Genomic DNA, 16,485 nt, shown 5'->3' on the forward strand with positions numbered 1-16,485 from the left:
CGCCTCCATCACCGAGTAAGCGTTCCGGCGCTTCCACGAGCGGACAGGTGACGGGGCGGGCCTCGTGCCCGCCCTATCCCGTCGCGAGGTAGACATCACATGAACGGCCAGAACATCCGTATTCGCCTGAAGGCGTTCGATCATCGCATCCTGGATTCGTCGACCCGCGAGATCGTCTCGACGGCGAAGCGGACCGGCGCCACGGTCCGCGGGCCGATCCCGCTGCCGACCCGGATCGAGCGCTTCACCGTCAACCGCTCGCCCCACATCGACAAGAAGTCGCGCGAGCAGTTCGAGATGCGCACCCATAAGCGCGTGCTCGACATCGTCGATCCGACGCCCCAGACCGTGGACGCGCTGATGAAGCTCGACCTCGCCGCTGGCGTCGACGTGGAGATCAAGCTCTAGGCGGTCCTCAGGGATCGCTTGGAGCTTCACTAGGCTGCGCGGGGGAGAACCATGCGCTCAGGAGTCATCGCACAGAAGGTCGGCATGACCCGCGTCTTCACGGACGCCGGCGAGCATGTTCCGGTCACGGTGCTCAAGGTCGATCAGTGCCAGGTGGTGGCCCACCGCACGATCGAGAAGAACGGTTACGTCGCGCTCCAGGTGGGTGTCGGCAAGGCCAAGGTCAAGAACGTCACCAAGGCCCAGCGCGGTCATTTCGCGGTTGCGAAGGTCGAGCCGAAGCGCAAGCTGGCCGAGTTCCGCGTCAGCGAGGACGCGATGATCCCGGTCGGGGCCGAGATCACCGCGGACCACTTCCTGGCCGGTCAGTTCGTCGATGTGACGGGCACGACCACCGGTAAGGGCTTCGCCGGCGGCATGAAGCGCTGGAACTTCGGCGGCCTGCGCGCCACCCACGGCGTGTCGATCTCGCACCGGTCGATCGGTTCGACCGGCGGCCGTCAGGATCCGGGCAAGACCTTCAAGAACAAGAAGATGCCGGGCCATCTCGGCGTCGAGCGGGTCACGACCCAGAACCTGCGCGTCGTGCGCACCGATGTCGAGCGCGGCCTGATCCTGGTCGAGGGCTCGGTCCCGGGCGTCGATGGCGGCTGGATCTACGTCCGCGACGCCGTGAAGCGCAAGCTTCCGGCCGATGTGCCGATGCCGGGCAAGTTCCGCGAGCAGGCTGCCGCTCCGGCGGAGGGCCAGGTCGAGGCGCCTGCGGCTCCGGCCACCGAGGAGAATGCGTGATGAAGTTCGAGATCACCACGCTCGACGGCGCCGAGGCCGGCTCGGTCGAGCTGGACGAGGCCATCTTCGGCCTCGAGCCCCGCGCCGACCTGCTCCAGCGCTGCGTCCGCTGGCAGCTCGCCAAGCGCCAGGCTGGCACGCACCAGACCAAGCAGCGCGGCGAGATCGCCCGCACGACCAAGAAGCTGTACAAGCAGAAGGGCACCGGTAATGCCCGGCACGGCGCGGCATCCGCCCCGCAGTTCCGCGGCGGCGCTCGCGCCCACGGCCCGGTCACCCGCTCGCACGCCCACGACCTGCCCAAGAAGGTCCGGGCGCTGGCGCTCCGCCACGCTCTCTCGGCCAAGGTCAAGAGCGCCGAGCTGATCGTCATGGACGATGCCCGCCTCGAGGAGGGCAAGACCAAGGCGCTCAAGGAGCGTTTCGGCAAGCTGTCGCTCTCGAACGCCCTGATCATCGGCGGCGCCGAGCTCGACCAGAACTTCGCTCGTGCGGCCCGCAACCTGCCGCAGATCGACGTCCTGCCGGTGCAGGGCATTAACGTCTACGACATCCTGCGCCGCGAGAAGCTCGTACTGACCCGCGCCGCCGTCGATGCGCTGGAGGCGCGATTCAAATGAGCGCTGATCCGCGCCACTACGACGTGATCGTCTCCCCGGTCATCACCGAGAAGGCGACCAACCTCTCGGAACTCAACAAGGTTGTGTTCCGGGTGGCCCCGAAGGCGACCAAGCCGCAGATCAAGGAAGCGGTGGAGAAGCTGTTCGAGGTCAAGGTGAAGAGCGTCAACACGCTCATCACCAAGGGCAAGACCAAGATGTTCCGCGGTCAGCGCGGCCAGCGCTCGGACGTGAAGAAGGCGATCGTCACCCTCGAAGAGGGCCAGACCATCGACGTCACGACCGGGCTCTGAGGGGAACGGCGTAAGGGAACAAGCCAATGGCTTTGAAGACATTCAAGCCGGTCACGCCGAGCCTTCGCCAGCTCGTGATCGTGGACCGTTCGGAGCTCTACAAGGGCAAGCCGGTCAAGTCGCTGACGGTGGGCAAGTCGTCCACCGGCGGCCGCAACAACCTCGGCCGCGTCACCGTGCGGTTCCGGGGCGGCGGCCACAAGCGGACGCTGCGCACCATCGACTTCAAGCGGCGTGAGCACGCCGGCAAGGTCGGCACCGTCGAGCGGATCGAGTACGATCCGAACCGCACGGCGTTCATCGCGCTGGTGACTTACGAGGGTGGAGCGCAGAGCTACATCCTGGCGCCGCAGCGGGTGAAGGCGGGCGACAAGGTGGTGTCGGGCGAGTCGGTCGACATCAAGCCCGGCAACGCCATGCCGCTCGGCAGCATGCCGGTCGGCACGATCGTGCACAATGTCGAGCTGAAGATCGGCAAGGGCGGGGCGATCGCCCGGTCGGCGGGCAACTATGCCCAGATCGTCGGCCGCGACCAGGGCTACGTCACGCTGCGCCTCAATTCGGGCGAGCAGCGCCTGGTGCACGGCCAGTGCTACGCCACGGTGGGCGCGGTCTCGAACCCCGACCACATGAACATCTCGCTCGGCAAGGCCGGTCGCAACCGCTGGCTCGGCAAGCGTCCGCATAACCGCGGCGTCGCCATGAACCCGATCGACCACCCGCACGGCGGCGGCGAGGGTCGCACCTCGGGCGGTCGTCATCCGGTCACCCCGTGGGGTATCCCCACCAAGGGCAAGAAGACCCGCTCGAACAAGCGCACCGACACGTTCATCGTGTCGAGCCGCCACAACCGCAAGAAGTAAGGGCGTCGTCCCATGGCACGTTCAATCTGGAAGGGGCCGTTCATCGACGGCTACCTCCTCAAGAAGGCGGACGCCGCGCGCGGCGCGAGCCGCAACGAGGTGATCAAGATCTGGAGCCGTCGCTCCACGATCCTTCCGCATTTCGTTGGTCTGACCTTCGGGGTCTACAACGGGCAGAAGCACATTCCGGTCTACGTCTCCGAGGAAATGGTCGGTCACAAGTTCGGCGAGTTCTCGCCGACCCGCACCTTCCACGGTCACGCGGCCGACAAGAAGGCGAAGAGGCGCTAAGATGGGCAAGGCAGCAGCACCCCGCGCGCTCCCCGAGAACGAGGCCAAGGCCGTGGCGCGCATGCTGCGCGTCAGCCCGCAGAAGCTGAACCTCGTGGCTCAGCTCATCCGCGGCAAGAAGGTCTCGACCGCGCTCGCCGACCTCCAGTTCTCGCGCAAGCGGATCGCCGTCGACGTGCGCAAGTGCCTCGAGAGCGCGATCGCCAACGCCGAGAACAACCACGACCTGGACGTGGACGATCTCGTCGTGAAGGAGGCTTATGTCGGCAAGGCGCTGGTTCTCAAGCGCTTCCACGCCCGCGCCCGCGGCCGTGGCGCCCGCATCCTGAAGCCGTTCGCGAACCTCACCATCGTGGTGCGCGAAGTCCCGGCCGAGGCGGCCTGAGGAGGGATCGATGGGTCAGAAAGTCAATCCGATCGGTCTCCGTCTCGGCATCAACCGGACCTGGGACTCGCGCTGGTACGCCAACAAGGGCGAGTACGCTCGCCTGATGCATGAGGACGTCGCGATCCGCAAAGCGCTGCTCAAGCAGCTCAAGCAGGCCGCGGTCTCCAAGATCGTCATCGAGCGCCCGCACAAGAAGTGCCGCGTCACCATCCACTCGGGCCGTCCGGGCGTGGTGATCGGCAAGAAGGGTGCGGACATCGAGAAGCTGCGTAAGCTGGTCAACTCGATGACCAAGGCCGACGTGACGATCAACATCGTCGAGGTGCGCAAGCCCGAGATCGACGCCACCCTGGTGGCCGACTCGATCGCCCAGCAGCTCGAGCGCCGCGTCGCCTTCCGTCGCGCGATGAAGCGCGCCGTGCAGTCGGCGATGCGTCTCGGCGCCGAGGGCATCCGCATCAACTGCTCCGGCCGTCTCGGCGGCGCCGAGATCGCCCGGCTCGAATGGTACCGCGAGGGCCGCGTGCCCCTGCATACCCTGCGCGCCGATGTCGATTACGGCACGGCGACGGCCTTCACCACCTATGGCACCTGCGGCATCAAGGTGTGGGTGTTCAAGGGCGAGATCCTTGAGCACGACCCGATGGCCCAGGACAAGCGCGCGCACGAGGAGGGCGGCCGTTCGGGCGGGCGTCGTGACCGCGAGCGCGGCGAGCGCGGCGGACGGGACGCGGCCTGAGGGCCGCGCTTCCCCCGCCCTTCAGTTTTGAGAGGCTGCCATGCTGCAACCCAAGAAGACGAAGTTCCGCAAGCAGTTCAAGGGCCGCATCCACGGCGCCGCGAAGGGCGGGACCGATCTGAACTTCGGCTCCTTCGGCCTCAAGGCCCTGGAGCCGGAGCGGATCACCGCGCGTCAGATCGAGGCGGCCCGCCGCGCGATCACCCGCGAGATGAAGCGTCAGGGCCGGGTCTGGATCCGGATCTTCCCCGACGTCCCCGTGACCGCGAAGCCGACCGAGGTCCGCATGGGCTCGGGCAAGGGCGCTCCCGAATACTGGGCCGCCCGCGTGCATCCGGGCCGCATCATGTTCGAGATCGACGGCGTGGCCGAGGACATCGCCCGCGAGGCGTTGCGCCTGGGTGCCGCCAAGCTGCCGGTCCGCACGCGCTTCATCCAGCGCATCGCCGACTGAGGAGAATAGTTGAGATGAAGTCGAGCCAGAGGCTGTCTGACCTGCGCGCGCTGTCGCCGGATCAGCTCGGCGAAGAGCTCCTGAACCTGAAGAAGGAGCAGTTCAACCTGCGCTTCCAGCGGGCCACGGGTCAGCTCGAGAACGTCGCCCGGGTGCGCGAAGTGCGCCGCGACATCGCCCGCGTCCGCACCTTGCAGCGCCAGAAGACGCTGCAGGCGGCGCAGGGCTAAGGGAGTTCAAAGACCATGCCGAAGCGCGTGCTGCAGGGCGTCGTCGTCAGCGACAAGCAGGACAAGACCATCGTCGTGAAGGTGGAGCGTCGCTTCACCCACCCGGTGATGAAGAAGACCATCCGCCGGTCGAAGAACTACCACGCTCACGACGAGAACAACGTGGCCAAGGTCGGCCAGCAGGTGTTCATCGAGGAGTCGCGGCCCTATTCCAAGCTCAAGACCTGGAAGCTGGTCGAGGGCGAGGCCGTCGCGACCGTCGACGCCTGAGGGGATTGCCGGCCGGCATCCCCCTTCTTGGCAAGGCGGAGTGCCTTTTGCGCCTCCGGCGCCTTGTCAACGAGGCCGATCCGGTGTAATCGGCCGGCCTCCACCGAAACATGAAGGGCGTGTGACGCGCTCCTCATCGCGTTCGTTGACCGCGCCAGGGCGAGCCATCGCCCTGCTGCGCGGTCTTTTAATGGACGGGGACGCGAGATCCCCATCAGGCTGCCGTCCGCCGGGCAATCGTGCCCGCCGGAGACCTGCCTGAAACAAGGAAAGGGCGTTAGGCCGTGATCCAGATGCAGACGAATCTGGACGTCGCCGACAATTCCGGCGCACGTCGCGTGATGTGCATCAAGGTACTCGGTGGTTCCAAGCGCAAGTATGCCGGCGTCGGCGACATCATCGTGGTGTCGGTGAAGGAGGCGATTCCGCGGGGCCGCGTGAAGAAGGGCGACGTCATGAAGGCGGTCGTCGTGCGTACCGCCAAGGACGTCCGTCGGGCCGACGGTTCGGTGATCCGCTTCGACCGCAACGCGGCGGTGCTGATCAACAACCAGAAGGAGCCGATCGGCACCCGTATCTTCGGGCCCGTGCCGCGCGAGCTGCGTGCGCGCAACCACATGAAGATCATCTCGCTGGCGCCGGAGGTGCTGTAATGGCTGCGAAGGTGAAGAAGGGCGACAAGGTCGTCGTCCTGACCGGCCGCGACAAGGGTCGCACCGGCGAGGTCATCCAGGTGATGCCGAAGGAGGATCGGGCCCTGGTGCGGGGGATCAACCTGGTGAAGCGCCATACGCGCCAGACCCAGACCTCCGAGGGCGGGATCATCTCCAAGGAGGCGGCGATCCACCTGTCGAACCTCGCGGTCGCCGACCCCAAGGACGGCAAGCCCACCCGGGTCGGTTTTCGCATTCTGGAAGACGGGCGCAAGGTTCGCTTCGCGAAGCGCTCGGGAGATCTGATCGATGGCTGAGGCGCTGAAGGACGGCTACACGCCGCGGCTGAAGAAGCACTACGAGGAAGTGGTGCGTCCGAAGCTGATCGAGGAGTTCGGCTATACCAACCCGATGCAGGTGCCGGCGATCGAGAAGATCGTCGTCAACATGGGCGTCGGCGAGTCGACCCAGGACTCCAAGAAGGCGTCGGTGGCGGCCGAGGATCTCGGCCTCATCGTCGGCCAGAAGCCGGTGATCACCCGGGCGCGCAAGGCGATCGCGACCTTCAAGGTCCGCGAGAACATGCCGATCGGCTGCAAGGTCACGCTGCGCAAGCAGCGCATGTACGAGTTCATGGACCGCCTGATCACCATCGCGCTGCCGCGCGTGCGTGACTTTCGCGGCCTGAACCCGAAGTCCTTCGACGGCCGCGGCAACTACGCCCTCGGGATCAAGGAGCACCTGGTGTTCCCCGAGATCAACTACGACAAGGCGCAGAACACCTGGGGCATGGACATCGTCGTGGCGACCACCGCCAAGACCGATGCCGAGGCCCGGGCGCTCCTGAAGCACTTCAACTTCCCGTTCCGGCAGTGAGGGCGGCAAGCCCCCATACGCGGACACTGGAGAGCTAGACATGGCTAAGACGAGCAAGATCGAGAAGAACAAGCAGCGGCGGGAGCTCGTGAAGCGCTACGCGCCGAAGCGCGAGGCGCTGCTGGCAACTGCCAACGACGAGTCGCTGTCGATGGAGGAGCGCTTCGAGGCGCGCCTCAAGCTGGCGGAGCTGCCCCGCAACTCCAGCCCGACCCGCATCCGCAACCGCTGCGAGATGACCGGCCGTCCCCGGGCTTACTACCGCAAGCTCGGCATCTCCCGCGTCGCCCTGCGCGACCTGGGATCCCGGGGTCTGATCCCGGGCCTGGTCAAGTCGAGCTGGTAAGGGGAGGGCGCCACAGATGATCAACGATCCCGTGGGCGATATGCTCACCCGCATCCGCAACGGCCAGCAGCGTCGTCGCAACGTCGTGCAGACCCCCGGCTCCAAGCTGCGGGCCCGCGTCCTCGACGTGCTGAAGGCCGAAGGCTACATCCGCGACTACGCCACGACCGATTACGGCAACGGGCGCACCGAGTTCGCGATCGAACTCAAGTACTTCGACGGCCAGCCGGTGATCCGCTCGATCGAGCGCGTCTCCAAGCCGGGCCGCCGGGTCTATTCGTCGGTCGATACCCTGCCGCGCGTCGCCGACGGTCTGGGCATCACCATCGTCTCCACCCCCCAGGGCGTCATGGCCGACCACGAGGCGCGCGAGCGCAACGTCGGCGGCGAGGTGCTCTGCAAGGTCTTCTGACCTTCGGACCCTGACAGCCGAAAAGGAGAGACGAGCATGTCCCGCGTAGGCAAGAAGCCGGTCACCGTTCCGGCCGGCGTCACCGCCACCGTCGACGGCCAGACCGTCAAGATCAAGGGCCAGAAGGGCGAGTTGCAGTTCCGCGTCCCCGACCAGGTGTCGGTGAGCCACGAGAACGGCGCGATCTCGGTCCAGCCCAGGTCCCAGACCAAGGAGGCCCGCGCGATGTGGGGCCTCTCCCGTGCCCAGGTGTCGAACCTGGTCGTGGGCGTGACCAAGGGCTACGAGAAGAAGCTGGAGATCAACGGCGTCGGTTACCGCGCCGCGGTCGCCGGCAAGGTTCTCAAGCTGTCGCTCGGCTACAGCCACGACGTCGAATACGCGATCCCCGAGGGGATCACGATCGTCACCCCGAAGCCGGTCGAGATCGTCGTCACCGGCATCGACAAGCAGCGCGTCGGCCAGGTCGCGGCGGAGATCCGCGAGTATCGCGGCCCCGAGCCCTACAAGGGCAAGGGCGTCAAGTACGCCGGCGAGTTCATCTTCCGCAAGGAAGGCAAGAAGAAGTAAGGGCCGCCGATGTCTCGCAAAATCGAACTGCTCGATCGGCGCCGCGCGCGCGTCCGGCGGGCGATCCGCAAGGCGGCCAATGGTCGTCCGCGGCTCTCGGTGTTCCGCTCCTCCAAGCAGATCTACGTCCAGGTCATCGACGACGCGACCGGCCACACCCTGGCCGCGGCGTCGAGCCTCGACAAGGACCTGCGCGCCCGCCTCAAGACCGGGGCCGACAAGGCCGCCGCGACCGAGGTCGGCAAGCTGGTGGCGGAGCGTGCCAAGGCCGCCGGGGTCACCCAGGTCATCTTCGACCGCTCGGGCTACCTCTATCACGGCCGGGTCAAGGCCCTGGCCGATGCGGCCCGCGAGGGCGGCCTCGACTTCTGATCCTGGACCTCCGATCCCGGCAGGGCAGGGCGCGTCTCACGCGCCGCCCCGGCAGGATCGCTACGGTGTCCCATGAGGCGAGGGGGCCGAGAGGCTCCCTCTCTCGTTCCGGCGGAACGAAACATAGCGAGCGGGACCGCCGCCCGCGTCAGTCGATGGACAACACACATGGCACGTGAGCGTGAGGGTCGTCGCCGCGACGACCGCGAGGAGCGCGACAGCGAGTTCGTGGACAAGCTCGTCCACATCAACCGCGTCGCCAAGGTGGTGAAGGGCGGCCGTCGCTTCGGCTTCGCGGCCCTCGTCGTCGTCGGCGACCAGAAGGGTCGCGTCGGTTTCGGCCACGGCAAGGCCCGTGAGGTGCCCGAGGCCATCCGCAAGGCCACCGAGGCCGCCAAGCGCGGTCTCGTCCGCGTGGCGCTCCGCGAGGGCCGCACCCTGCACCATGACGTGCAGGGCCGCCACGGCGCCGGCAAGGTCATCCTGCGCGCCGCCCCGGCCGGTACCGGCATCATCGCGGGCGGCCCGATGCGCGCCGTCTTCGAGACGCTGGGCATGCAGGACGTCGTGGCGAAGTCGCTCGGGTCCTCGAACCCCTACAACCTCGTGCGCGCCACCTTCGACGCGCTCAAGAACGAGGATTCGCCCCGTTCGGTCGCGGCGCGCCGCGGTCTGAAGGTCTCGGCCCTCCAGGCCCGCCGTCGCGATGCTGACTCGGCCGCCTCGGCCGATTCTGCCGACGCGGCGTAAGGGAGGCTCGGTATGACTGAGAAGACCATCCGCGTGCAGCAGATCGGCTCGCCGATCCGCCGCGAGGCCAGCCAGCGTCAGACGCTGGTCGGCCTGAAGCTGAACAAGATGCACCGTATCGCCGTCCTGCCCGACAATCCGTCGGTGCGCGGCATGATCGCGAAGGTGCATCACCTCGTGCGCGTTCTCGACGACGCGGCGTGAGGAGGGCACGATGAAGCTCAACGAAATCCGTGACAACGAAGGCGCCACCAAGAAGCGGATGCGCGTCGGCCGGGGTATCGGCTCCGGCAAGGGCAAGACCGCCGGTCGCGGCGTGAAGGGCCAGAAGGCGCGCTCCGGCGTCGCCATCAAGGGCTTCGAGGGCGGCCAGATGCCGCTTCACCGTCGCCTGCCCAAGCGCGGCTTCAACAATCCGGGCGCCACGGACCTCAACGAGGTCAATATCGGGCGCATCCAGCAGGCGGTCGATGCCGGCAGGCTGGACGCCTCGGCGCCCGTGACCCTCGAGGCGCTGATCGCCGCCGGCGTGGTCTCCAAGGCCCGCGACGGGGTGAAGATCCTCGGCGTCGGCGAGCTGACCGCCAAGCTGACCTTCCAGGTCTCCCGGGCGTCGAAGTCGGCGGTCGAGGCGATCGAGAAGGCCGGCGGCTCGGTGACCCAGTCCCTCGCCACCGCCGACGACGCGGTTGCATCCGCGTAAGGCACACTTTAAGTCACCGATCATCGGCGGCGGCCCGTGCGACCAGCGCGAGGCCGCCGCTCGTGTTTTGGGGGACGCTCGCGCGTCCCTGACCCGCGCCCGACGCGGATCCCGACCCCGAGGACACGTCACCCATGGCCTCTGCAGCCGAGCAGCTCGCCGCCAACCTCAACTTCGGCGCCATCGCCAAGGCCGAAGAGCTCAAGAAGCGGATCTGGTTCACCCTGGGCGCCCTGATCGTCTACCGGCTCGGGACCTACATCCCGCTGCCCGGAATCGATCCCGACGCGCTCCGCCAGAGCTTCGCCAACGCGCAAGGCGGCGTGCTCGGCCTGTTCAACATGTTCTCCGGCGGGGCCGTCGAGCGCATGGCGATCTTCGCGCTCAACATCATGCCGTACATCTCGGCGTCGATCATCGTGCAGCTGCTCACCTCGGTGGTGCCGTCGCTCGAGGCGCTGAAGAAGGAGGGCGAGTCGGGCCGCAAGGTTCTCAACCAGTACACCCGCTACCTGACCGTGGTGCTGGCGATCTTCCAGGCCTGGGGCATCGCCGTCGGGTTGCAGAGTTCCGGCGGCATCGTGCAGGATCCGGGGCCGTTCTTCCTGATCTCGACCGTGATCACGCTGACCGGCGGCACGCTGTTCCTGATGTGGATCGGCGAGCAGATCACCTCGCGGGGCATCGGCAACGGCTCCTCGCTCATCATCTTCGCGGGCATCGTCGCCCACCTGCCCTCGGCCATCGCCGGCACTCTCGAACTCGGGCGCCAGGGCGCCCTCTCGACGGTGGTGATCCTCGGCGTGGTGGTGATGGCGGCGGCGGTCGTCTACTTCATCGTCTTCATGGAGCGCGCCCAGCGCCGCCTCCTGATCAACTATCCCAAGCGCCAGGTCGGCAACCGCATGTACGAGGGCCAGACCTCGTTCCTGCCGCTCAAGCTCAACACCTCGGGCGTGATCCCGCCGATCTTCGCCTCGTCGCTGCTGCTGCTGCCCGCCACCGCGGCGAGCTTCCAGACCGATCCGAACGGCACCGGCATCATCGCCACCATGGCGACCTATCTCGGCCACGGCCGGCCGCTCTACATGCTGCTCTACGCGGCCTTGATCATCTTCTTCGCCTTCTTCTACACCGCGGTGGTGTTCAATCCGCAGGAGACGGCGGACAACCTGAAGAAGCATGGTGGCTTCATCCCGGGCATCCGGCCGGGCGAGCGCACCGCCGAGTTCATCGACAAGGTCTTGTCGCGCATCACGGTGATCGGTGCCGCCTACCTGACGGTGATCTGCCTGATCCCGGAGATCCTGGTCTCGTATGCGTCGCTGCCGTTCTATTTCGGCGGCACCTCGCTGCTGATCGTGGTCTCGGTGACCATGGACACGGTGGCGCAGGTCCATGGCCATCTGCTGGCGCACCAGTACGAGGGTCTGGTGAAGAAGGCGAAGCTGCGCGGCGCTCGCCGGCGCTGACCCGGTTGTCCGGGAGATGACGTCCGGAGACCGGATCGCTAAGCAGATGTCGCCGAAGTGATCACCGGTTCGGCGATAAAAATCTGCGGCAAAACAAAAACCTAAGCGGGCGAAGCGTTGGCTTGCAAACGCAAGTCTGCTTAGAGCACTGGCCGATTGCAACGTGATCGGGCGCTGCTCTAGCCCGCGCGGCACGTGAGCGAAGCCGGTTTCCGCATTGCGACATGCGATCCGACACGATCGCCTGAAGCGATCAGCCTGACGTCGTATGACACGCGCGGGCGCGACGGCGACCGGACCCCGATGCGACCGCCCCGGCGCCCTTGCGCCGGGGTATGCCCTTGGCGCATGGTCGGGCTTTGGCGTCGTCGGGTCTTAGCGCATGGTCGGATACGGCCGGAGCGGATCTCGGTTTAGAACAAGCAGACAGGCCGCGCGCCGGGGGGACGGATCCCGTGCGGAACGCGGTGGAGGGGAGTGACAGGTTATGCGGATCATTCTGCTCGGCCCGCCCGGCGCCGGGAAGGGGACTCAATCGGCGCGGATCGTCGAGCGGTTCGGAATCCCGCAGCTCTCGACCGGCGACATGCTGCGGGCCGCTGTGGCGGCCGGTACCCCGGTCGGCCTCAAGGCCAAGGCCCTGATGGAGAGTGGCGCGCTCGTCTCCGACGAGATCGTGATCGGCATCGTCGCCGACCGGATCGACGAGAAGGATGCCCGCAGCGGCTTCATCCTCGACGGCTTCCCCCGCACGGTGGCCCAGGCCATCGCCTTGGAGACGATGCTGTCGGAGAAGGGGCTGCGCCTCGACGCGGTGATCGAGTTCAAGGTCGACGAGGATGCCCTCGTCGGGCGCATCGCCAAGCGCGCCGCCGAGACCGCGGCCCGCGGCGAGCCGGTGCGCAAGGACGACACGCCGGAGGTGTTCAAGACCCGGCTTGAAGCCTACCGCACCCAGACCGCGCCGCTCTCGGCGCATTATGCCGGCACCGGGCTTCTGCGTCAGGTCGACGGCATGGCGCCGATCGACGAGGTGACGACGCAGCTCGAGACGCTGCTCGCCCCGTTCCAGGCCGTATCCGCGTGACGCGCGTCACGAGTTGACAACGGTTCGCGCCCGCGCTAGTGGGCGCTCCTTCGTTCAGACCCGGACGGCCCGGCGTGCCTCTCTGGAGGCCGCTCCGGGCCGATTTGTCGTCCGGACGACGGGCGCGCAGGGGCCGGACTCCACCGGACGCGCGCGTGACCAGAAGAACAGCCGTCCGGGCCCGCTGCCCTGGACGCGATGGAGAGCAGGAACACCATGGCCCGTATTGCCGGCGTTAACATCCCGACCAACAAGCGTGTCGTCATCGCGCTCCAGTACATCCACGGCATCGGTGCCAAGAAGGCCGAGGAGATCACCGAGAAGGTCGGCATCCCGGCCGAGCGTCGCGTGAACCAGCTCACCGACGCCGAGGTGCTCCAGATCCGCGAGACGATCGACCGCGACTACGTCGTCGAAGGCGACCTGCGCCGCGAAGTCGCGATGAACATCAAGCGCCTGATGGATCTCGGCTGCTACCGCGGCCTGCGCCACCGCCGCAACCTGCCGGTCCGCGGCCAGCGCACCCACACCAACGCCCGCACCCGCAAGGGCAAGGCGAAGCCGATCGCCGGCAAGAAGAAGTAAGCCGCGATTGGTACGATGATCGGCGGGACCGTCCGTTCGGTTCCGCCCGACACCGGCGGCGCGCGAGCGCCGTCACCGTTCCTCGTGAGAGACGTCCCGAGCGCCTGGCACCACGGGCGCGCCTGAAGGATCGAAAGACAGTATGGCCAAGGAAGCAACTCGCGTCCGTCGTCGCGAACGCAAGAACATCGTGTCGGGCGTCGCCCACGTGAACGCCTCGTTCAACAACACGATGATCACCATCACGGACGCCCAGGGCAACACGATCTCGTGGTCGTCGGCCGGCGCCATGGGCTTCAAGGGCTCCCGCAAGTCGACCCCCTATGCCGCCCAGGTCGCGGCCGAGGATGCCGGCCGCAAGGCCGCCGAGCATGGCATGCGGACCCTCGAGGTCGAGGTCTCGGGCCCCGGTTCGGGTCGTGAGTCGGCCCTGCGCGCGCTCCAAGCGGCGGGTTTCACGGTGACGTCGATCCGCGACGTGACCCCGATCCCGCATAACGGCTGCCGCCCGCGCAAGCGCCGCCGCGTCTGATCGTCCACCAGCCGGGAGGCTTTGCCAGAGGCTTCCCGGCCGACGGCCCGCGAAGAGGATTGCGTGTCGACATCGTCCACAGCCGACCTCGTCCGGCCCGGCGTCCTCCCCTGGACGCTGGGCGATCGCGTTGTGGTCGCCCTCAATGACGGTCACATCGACGCCTCGATCGGGCTGGTGCAGGGCATCCCCTCCGAGGAGGCCGCAAGGCTCCAGGTCGAGGGGCTCCGCTCGCCGGATGCACCGCGGATCACCGTCAATGCCTTCCTGATCCTCGGCGGACCGGCTCCGGTTCTGATCGATGCCGGGATGGGCGCGGGTGGGCCTGCCTCGGTCGGGCATCTGATGACGGCGCTCCGGGCCTGCGGCGTGGAGCCGGGCTCGATCGGCGCCGTGCTGGTGACCCACCTGCATTCCGACCATGTCGGCGGATTGATGGGACCGGACGGCGCAGCCCTCTACCCGACGGCCGAGGTGGTGATCCCGGAGGCCGAGGCCGCCTACTGGCTGGCCGAGGGGGCCGAGGGGCGGGCGCCGGATGGGGCGAAGGCCGGCTTCCGCCGTGCCCACGCGCTCGTCGCGGCTTACGGCGACCGGATCCGCCGGGCCGGCGAAGGCGAGGTGCTGCCAGGCGTCGAGGCGATCCTGGCGCCCGGCCATACGCCGGGCCACACCGCCTACCGGGTCCAGTCGGGCGACAGGAGCCTGCTGATCTGGGGCGACGTGGTGCACCTGCCGGCGATCCAGTTCGCCCGGCCGGAGGCGTTCCTGTCCTTCGACGTGGACGGCGCGATGGCGGTGGCCACGCGCAAGCGCATCCTCGATCGGGCGGCGGCGGAGCGCAGCCTGGTCGCCGGGATGCATCTCGAGTTTCCGGCCCTCGGCTCGGTCCGGCGCGACGGCGCCGGCTTCGCCTGGGTCCCGGAGCAGTGGAGCGCGGCGTCCTGACCGCCCCTGCTTCGACCGTGTGAGAGATCAGGACGGCGGTGTCACCCGGGCGCGGGAGGGACCGCGAGGGGAGGGCCCTTTCAAGGCGGTCCCCTGTGTAAGTTGGCGAGAGGTGCGAACGTGGTCATTCAGAAGAACTGGCAAGAGCTGATCAAGCCGAACAAGCTCGAGGTCATCCCCGGACACGACCCGAAGCGGATCGCCACCGTCGTGGCCGAGCCGCTGGAGCGCGGCTTCGGCACCACCCTCGGCAATTCCTTGCGCCGGGTGCTCCTCTCGTCGCTCCAGGGGGCGGCCGTCACCTCGGTCCATATCGACGGCGTCCTGCACGAGTTCTCGTCGATCCCGGGCGTGCGCGAGGACGTCACCGACATCGTCCTGAACATCAAGACGATCGCGATCCGCTCGTCGAGCGATACCCCGAAGCGCATGACCCTGCGCAAGACCGGCCCGGGCCTGGTCACGGCGGGCGACATCGCCACCATCGGCGACGTGCAGATCCTCAACCCCGACCTGGTGCTCTGCACCCTGGACGACGGGGCCGAGATCCGCATGGAGTTCACCGTGTCGGCCGGCAAGGGCTACGTCCCGGCCGAGCGCAACCGGCCCGAGGATGCGCCGATCGGCCTGATCCCGGTCGACGCGTTGTTCTCGCCGGTCACCAAGGTGTCCTACCGCATCGAGAACACCCGCGAGGGCCAGGATCTCGACAAGGACAAGCTGACCATGACGGTCGAGACCAACGGCGCGGTCTCGCCCGAGGATGCGCTGGCTTATGCCGCCCGCATCATCCAGGATCAGCTCCAGATCTTCGTCAACTTCGAGGAGCCCCGCAAGGAAGAGGCCGCGCCGCTGGCGCCGCAGCTGCCCTTCAACCCGGCCCTGCTCAAGAAGGTCGACGAGCTGGAACTGTCGGTCCGTTCGGCCAACTGCCTCAAGAACGACAACATCGTCTATATCGGCGATCTCATCCAGAAGACCGAAGCGGAGATGCTGCGCACCCCGAACTTCGGCCGCAAGTCGCTCAACGAGATCAAGGAAGTGCTGGCCGCGATGGGCCTGCACCTCGGCATGGACGTGCCCGGCTGGCCGCCGGAGAACATCGAGGACCTGGCCAAGCGCTTCGAGGAGCATTACTGAGCCGGTCTCGCGGCGCGGGGCGTGACGTCCCGCGCCGCCACTCCCGATGCGCCGGCCCGCGCGGCGCATCGGGAGTGGCGTTCCCCGCCCTCGCACCACAAAGGACGGCCGACCCGTGGCACGGCGGCCGAGAACCAATAGGAGAGAGCCATGCGTCACGGTTTCCGGGGTCGGCGCTTCAACCGCACCGTCGAGCATCGCAAGGCGATGTTCTCGAACATGTCGGCCGCGCTGATCAAGCACGAGCAGATCATCACCACCCTGCCGAAGGCCAAGGACCTGCGTCCCGTGGTCGAGAAGCTGATCACGCTGGGCAAGCGCGGCGACCTGCACGCCCGCCGTCAGGCGATCGCGGCTTTGCGCGGCGACGAGGTGATGGTCAAGAAGCTGTTCGACGTGCTTGGGCCCCGCTATGCCGGCCGCCCGGGCGGCTATTGCCGCATCATGAAGGCGGGCTTCCGCTACGGTGACAATGCCGCGATGGCGGTGATCGAGTTCGTCGATCGCGACGTCGATGCCCGCGGCAGGGATTCCGGCCCGGTCCAGGTCGCCGACGAGACCTCGGCGGAGTAATCCGCTTTCCACCCTCGCGATGCTATCGAAGGCGGTCCTTGCGGACCGCCTTTGTTTTTGCACGGGACGACGCAGAATCGCCTGACCGCACCGGCGTATCGAAGCGAGCAGGCCGGCA

Annotated in this window: 28 protein-coding genes; all 28 read left to right on the forward strand. The window is 67.5% G+C overall.

Annotation, left to right across the window (positions count from 1 at the left end; genetic code table 11):
- Positions 1-99: 99 nt before the first annotated feature.
- Positions 100-408: a 30S ribosomal protein S10 gene (rpsJ, locus tag VP06_RS20205; protein ID WP_048465591.1), complete on the forward strand. Its 309-nt coding sequence runs from the start codon at positions 100-102 to the stop codon at positions 406-408.
- A gap of 51 nt (positions 409-459) precedes the next feature.
- On the forward strand, positions 460-1,200 hold the full coding sequence (gene rplC, locus VP06_RS20210; RefSeq protein ID WP_048465592.1) for a 50S ribosomal protein L3: 741 nt from the start codon (positions 460-462) through the stop codon (positions 1,198-1,200).
- The gene (rplD, locus tag VP06_RS20215) at positions 1,200-1,820 is read left to right on the forward strand and encodes a 50S ribosomal protein L4 (RefSeq protein WP_048465593.1); all 621 of its coding nucleotides are present in this window, start codon (positions 1,200-1,202) and stop codon (positions 1,818-1,820) included. Before rplC ends, rplD begins: the two co-directional genes overlap by 1 nt.
- Entirely contained in the window at positions 1,817-2,113 is a 297-nt protein-coding gene (locus VP06_RS20220) for a 50S ribosomal protein L23 (protein ID WP_048465594.1), read from the forward strand. Before rplD ends, VP06_RS20220 begins: the two co-directional genes overlap by 4 nt.
- A gap of 26 nt (positions 2,114-2,139) precedes the next feature.
- A complete protein-coding gene (gene rplB, locus VP06_RS20225) occupies positions 2,140-2,976 on the forward strand; it encodes a 50S ribosomal protein L2 (protein ID WP_048465595.1) in 837 nt (278 codons plus the stop codon).
- A 12-nt stretch (positions 2,977-2,988) separates the two neighbouring features.
- Positions 2,989-3,267 carry a 30S ribosomal protein S19 gene (gene rpsS / locus VP06_RS20230; protein ID WP_048425817.1) on the forward strand — a complete coding sequence of 93 codons (279 nt, stop codon included), beginning with the start codon at positions 2,989-2,991 and terminating at the stop codon, positions 3,265-3,267.
- 1 nt (position 3,268) lies between these two features.
- Positions 3,269-3,652, forward strand: a complete 384-nt coding sequence (rplV, locus tag VP06_RS20235) for a 50S ribosomal protein L22 (protein ID WP_048431916.1) — start codon at positions 3,269-3,271, stop codon at positions 3,650-3,652.
- Between the two features lie 10 nt (positions 3,653-3,662).
- Positions 3,663-4,394, forward strand: coding sequence for a 30S ribosomal protein S3 (rpsC, locus tag VP06_RS20240; RefSeq protein WP_048431917.1), 732 nt, complete (start codon positions 3,663-3,665; stop codon positions 4,392-4,394).
- A 40-nt stretch (positions 4,395-4,434) separates the two neighbouring features.
- The gene (rplP, locus tag VP06_RS20245) at positions 4,435-4,848 is read left to right on the forward strand and encodes a 50S ribosomal protein L16 (RefSeq protein ID WP_048465596.1); all 414 of its coding nucleotides are present in this window, start codon (positions 4,435-4,437) and stop codon (positions 4,846-4,848) included.
- 14 nt (positions 4,849-4,862) lie between these two features.
- The gene (gene rpmC, locus VP06_RS20250) at positions 4,863-5,078 is read left to right on the forward strand and encodes a 50S ribosomal protein L29 (protein ID WP_048444832.1); all 216 of its coding nucleotides are present in this window, start codon (positions 4,863-4,865) and stop codon (positions 5,076-5,078) included.
- A 15-nt stretch (positions 5,079-5,093) separates the two neighbouring features.
- Positions 5,094-5,348 (forward strand): 30S ribosomal protein S17, encoded by a 255-nt coding sequence (gene rpsQ, locus VP06_RS20255; protein WP_048465597.1) that lies wholly within the window; start codon positions 5,094-5,096, stop codon positions 5,346-5,348.
- Positions 5,349-5,632: 284 nt separating this feature from the next.
- Entirely contained in the window at positions 5,633-6,001 is a 369-nt protein-coding gene (rplN, locus tag VP06_RS20260; protein WP_048425823.1) for a 50S ribosomal protein L14, read from the forward strand.
- A complete protein-coding gene (gene rplX / locus VP06_RS20265; protein WP_048425824.1) occupies positions 6,001-6,318 on the forward strand; it encodes a 50S ribosomal protein L24 in 318 nt (105 codons plus the stop codon). Before rplN ends, rplX begins: the two co-directional genes overlap by 1 nt.
- Positions 6,311-6,877: a 50S ribosomal protein L5 gene (gene rplE, locus VP06_RS20270; protein ID WP_048450465.1), complete on the forward strand. Its 567-nt coding sequence runs from the start codon at positions 6,311-6,313 to the stop codon at positions 6,875-6,877. The genes rplX and rplE overlap by 8 nt, the downstream gene beginning before the upstream one ends.
- 40 nt (positions 6,878-6,917) lie before the next feature.
- Positions 6,918-7,223, forward strand: a complete 306-nt coding sequence (gene rpsN / locus VP06_RS20275; RefSeq protein ID WP_048465598.1) for a 30S ribosomal protein S14 — start codon at positions 6,918-6,920, stop codon at positions 7,221-7,223.
- 16 nt (positions 7,224-7,239) lie between these two features.
- Positions 7,240-7,635, forward strand: a complete 396-nt coding sequence (gene rpsH, locus VP06_RS20280) for a 30S ribosomal protein S8 (RefSeq protein WP_048465599.1) — start codon at positions 7,240-7,242, stop codon at positions 7,633-7,635.
- A gap of 36 nt (positions 7,636-7,671) precedes the next feature.
- Positions 7,672-8,205 carry a 50S ribosomal protein L6 gene (rplF, locus tag VP06_RS20285; protein ID WP_048465600.1) on the forward strand — a complete coding sequence of 178 codons (534 nt, stop codon included), beginning with the start codon at positions 7,672-7,674 and terminating at the stop codon, positions 8,203-8,205.
- A 9-nt stretch (positions 8,206-8,214) separates the two neighbouring features.
- On the forward strand, positions 8,215-8,577 hold the full coding sequence (gene rplR, locus VP06_RS20290) for a 50S ribosomal protein L18 (protein ID WP_048444838.1): 363 nt from the start codon (positions 8,215-8,217) through the stop codon (positions 8,575-8,577).
- Positions 8,578-8,745: 168 nt separating this feature from the next.
- Positions 8,746-9,327: a 30S ribosomal protein S5 gene (gene rpsE / locus VP06_RS20295; protein WP_048425830.1), complete on the forward strand. Its 582-nt coding sequence runs from the start codon at positions 8,746-8,748 to the stop codon at positions 9,325-9,327.
- 12 nt (positions 9,328-9,339) lie between these two features.
- Complete coding sequence (gene rpmD, locus VP06_RS20300; RefSeq protein ID WP_048465601.1) at positions 9,340-9,531, forward strand: 50S ribosomal protein L30; 192 nt, start codon at positions 9,340-9,342, stop codon at positions 9,529-9,531.
- A gap of 10 nt (positions 9,532-9,541) precedes the next feature.
- Positions 9,542-10,030 carry a 50S ribosomal protein L15 gene (gene rplO / locus VP06_RS20305; protein WP_048465602.1) on the forward strand — a complete coding sequence of 163 codons (489 nt, stop codon included), beginning with the start codon at positions 9,542-9,544 and terminating at the stop codon, positions 10,028-10,030.
- Between the two features lie 134 nt (positions 10,031-10,164).
- The gene (gene secY / locus VP06_RS20310) at positions 10,165-11,502 is read left to right on the forward strand and encodes a preprotein translocase subunit SecY (RefSeq protein ID WP_048465603.1); all 1,338 of its coding nucleotides are present in this window, start codon (positions 10,165-10,167) and stop codon (positions 11,500-11,502) included.
- A gap of 487 nt (positions 11,503-11,989) precedes the next feature.
- Complete coding sequence (locus tag VP06_RS20315) at positions 11,990-12,589, forward strand: adenylate kinase (RefSeq protein WP_048465604.1); 600 nt, start codon at positions 11,990-11,992, stop codon at positions 12,587-12,589.
- A gap of 216 nt (positions 12,590-12,805) precedes the next feature.
- Positions 12,806-13,174, forward strand: a complete 369-nt coding sequence (rpsM, locus tag VP06_RS20320) for a 30S ribosomal protein S13 (RefSeq protein ID WP_048450473.1) — start codon at positions 12,806-12,808, stop codon at positions 13,172-13,174.
- A 142-nt stretch (positions 13,175-13,316) separates the two neighbouring features.
- A complete protein-coding gene (gene rpsK, locus VP06_RS20325) occupies positions 13,317-13,706 on the forward strand; it encodes a 30S ribosomal protein S11 (protein WP_015928609.1) in 390 nt (129 codons plus the stop codon).
- 63 nt (positions 13,707-13,769) lie between these two features.
- Positions 13,770-14,654, forward strand: coding sequence for an MBL fold metallo-hydrolase (locus VP06_RS20330; protein ID WP_048465605.1), 885 nt, complete (start codon positions 13,770-13,772; stop codon positions 14,652-14,654).
- A 102-nt stretch (positions 14,655-14,756) separates the two neighbouring features.
- Entirely contained in the window at positions 14,757-15,794 is a 1,038-nt protein-coding gene (locus VP06_RS20335; RefSeq protein ID WP_425350933.1) for a DNA-directed RNA polymerase subunit alpha, read from the forward strand.
- Between the two features lie 150 nt (positions 15,795-15,944).
- Complete coding sequence (gene rplQ / locus VP06_RS20340; RefSeq protein WP_048465607.1) at positions 15,945-16,367, forward strand: 50S ribosomal protein L17; 423 nt, start codon at positions 15,945-15,947, stop codon at positions 16,365-16,367.
- Positions 16,368-16,485: the final 118 nt, after the last annotated feature.

Origin of the sequence: Methylobacterium aquaticum, assembly GCF_001043915.1 — a bacterium.
GTDB lineage: Bacteria > Pseudomonadota > Alphaproteobacteria > Rhizobiales > Beijerinckiaceae > Methylobacterium > Methylobacterium aquaticum.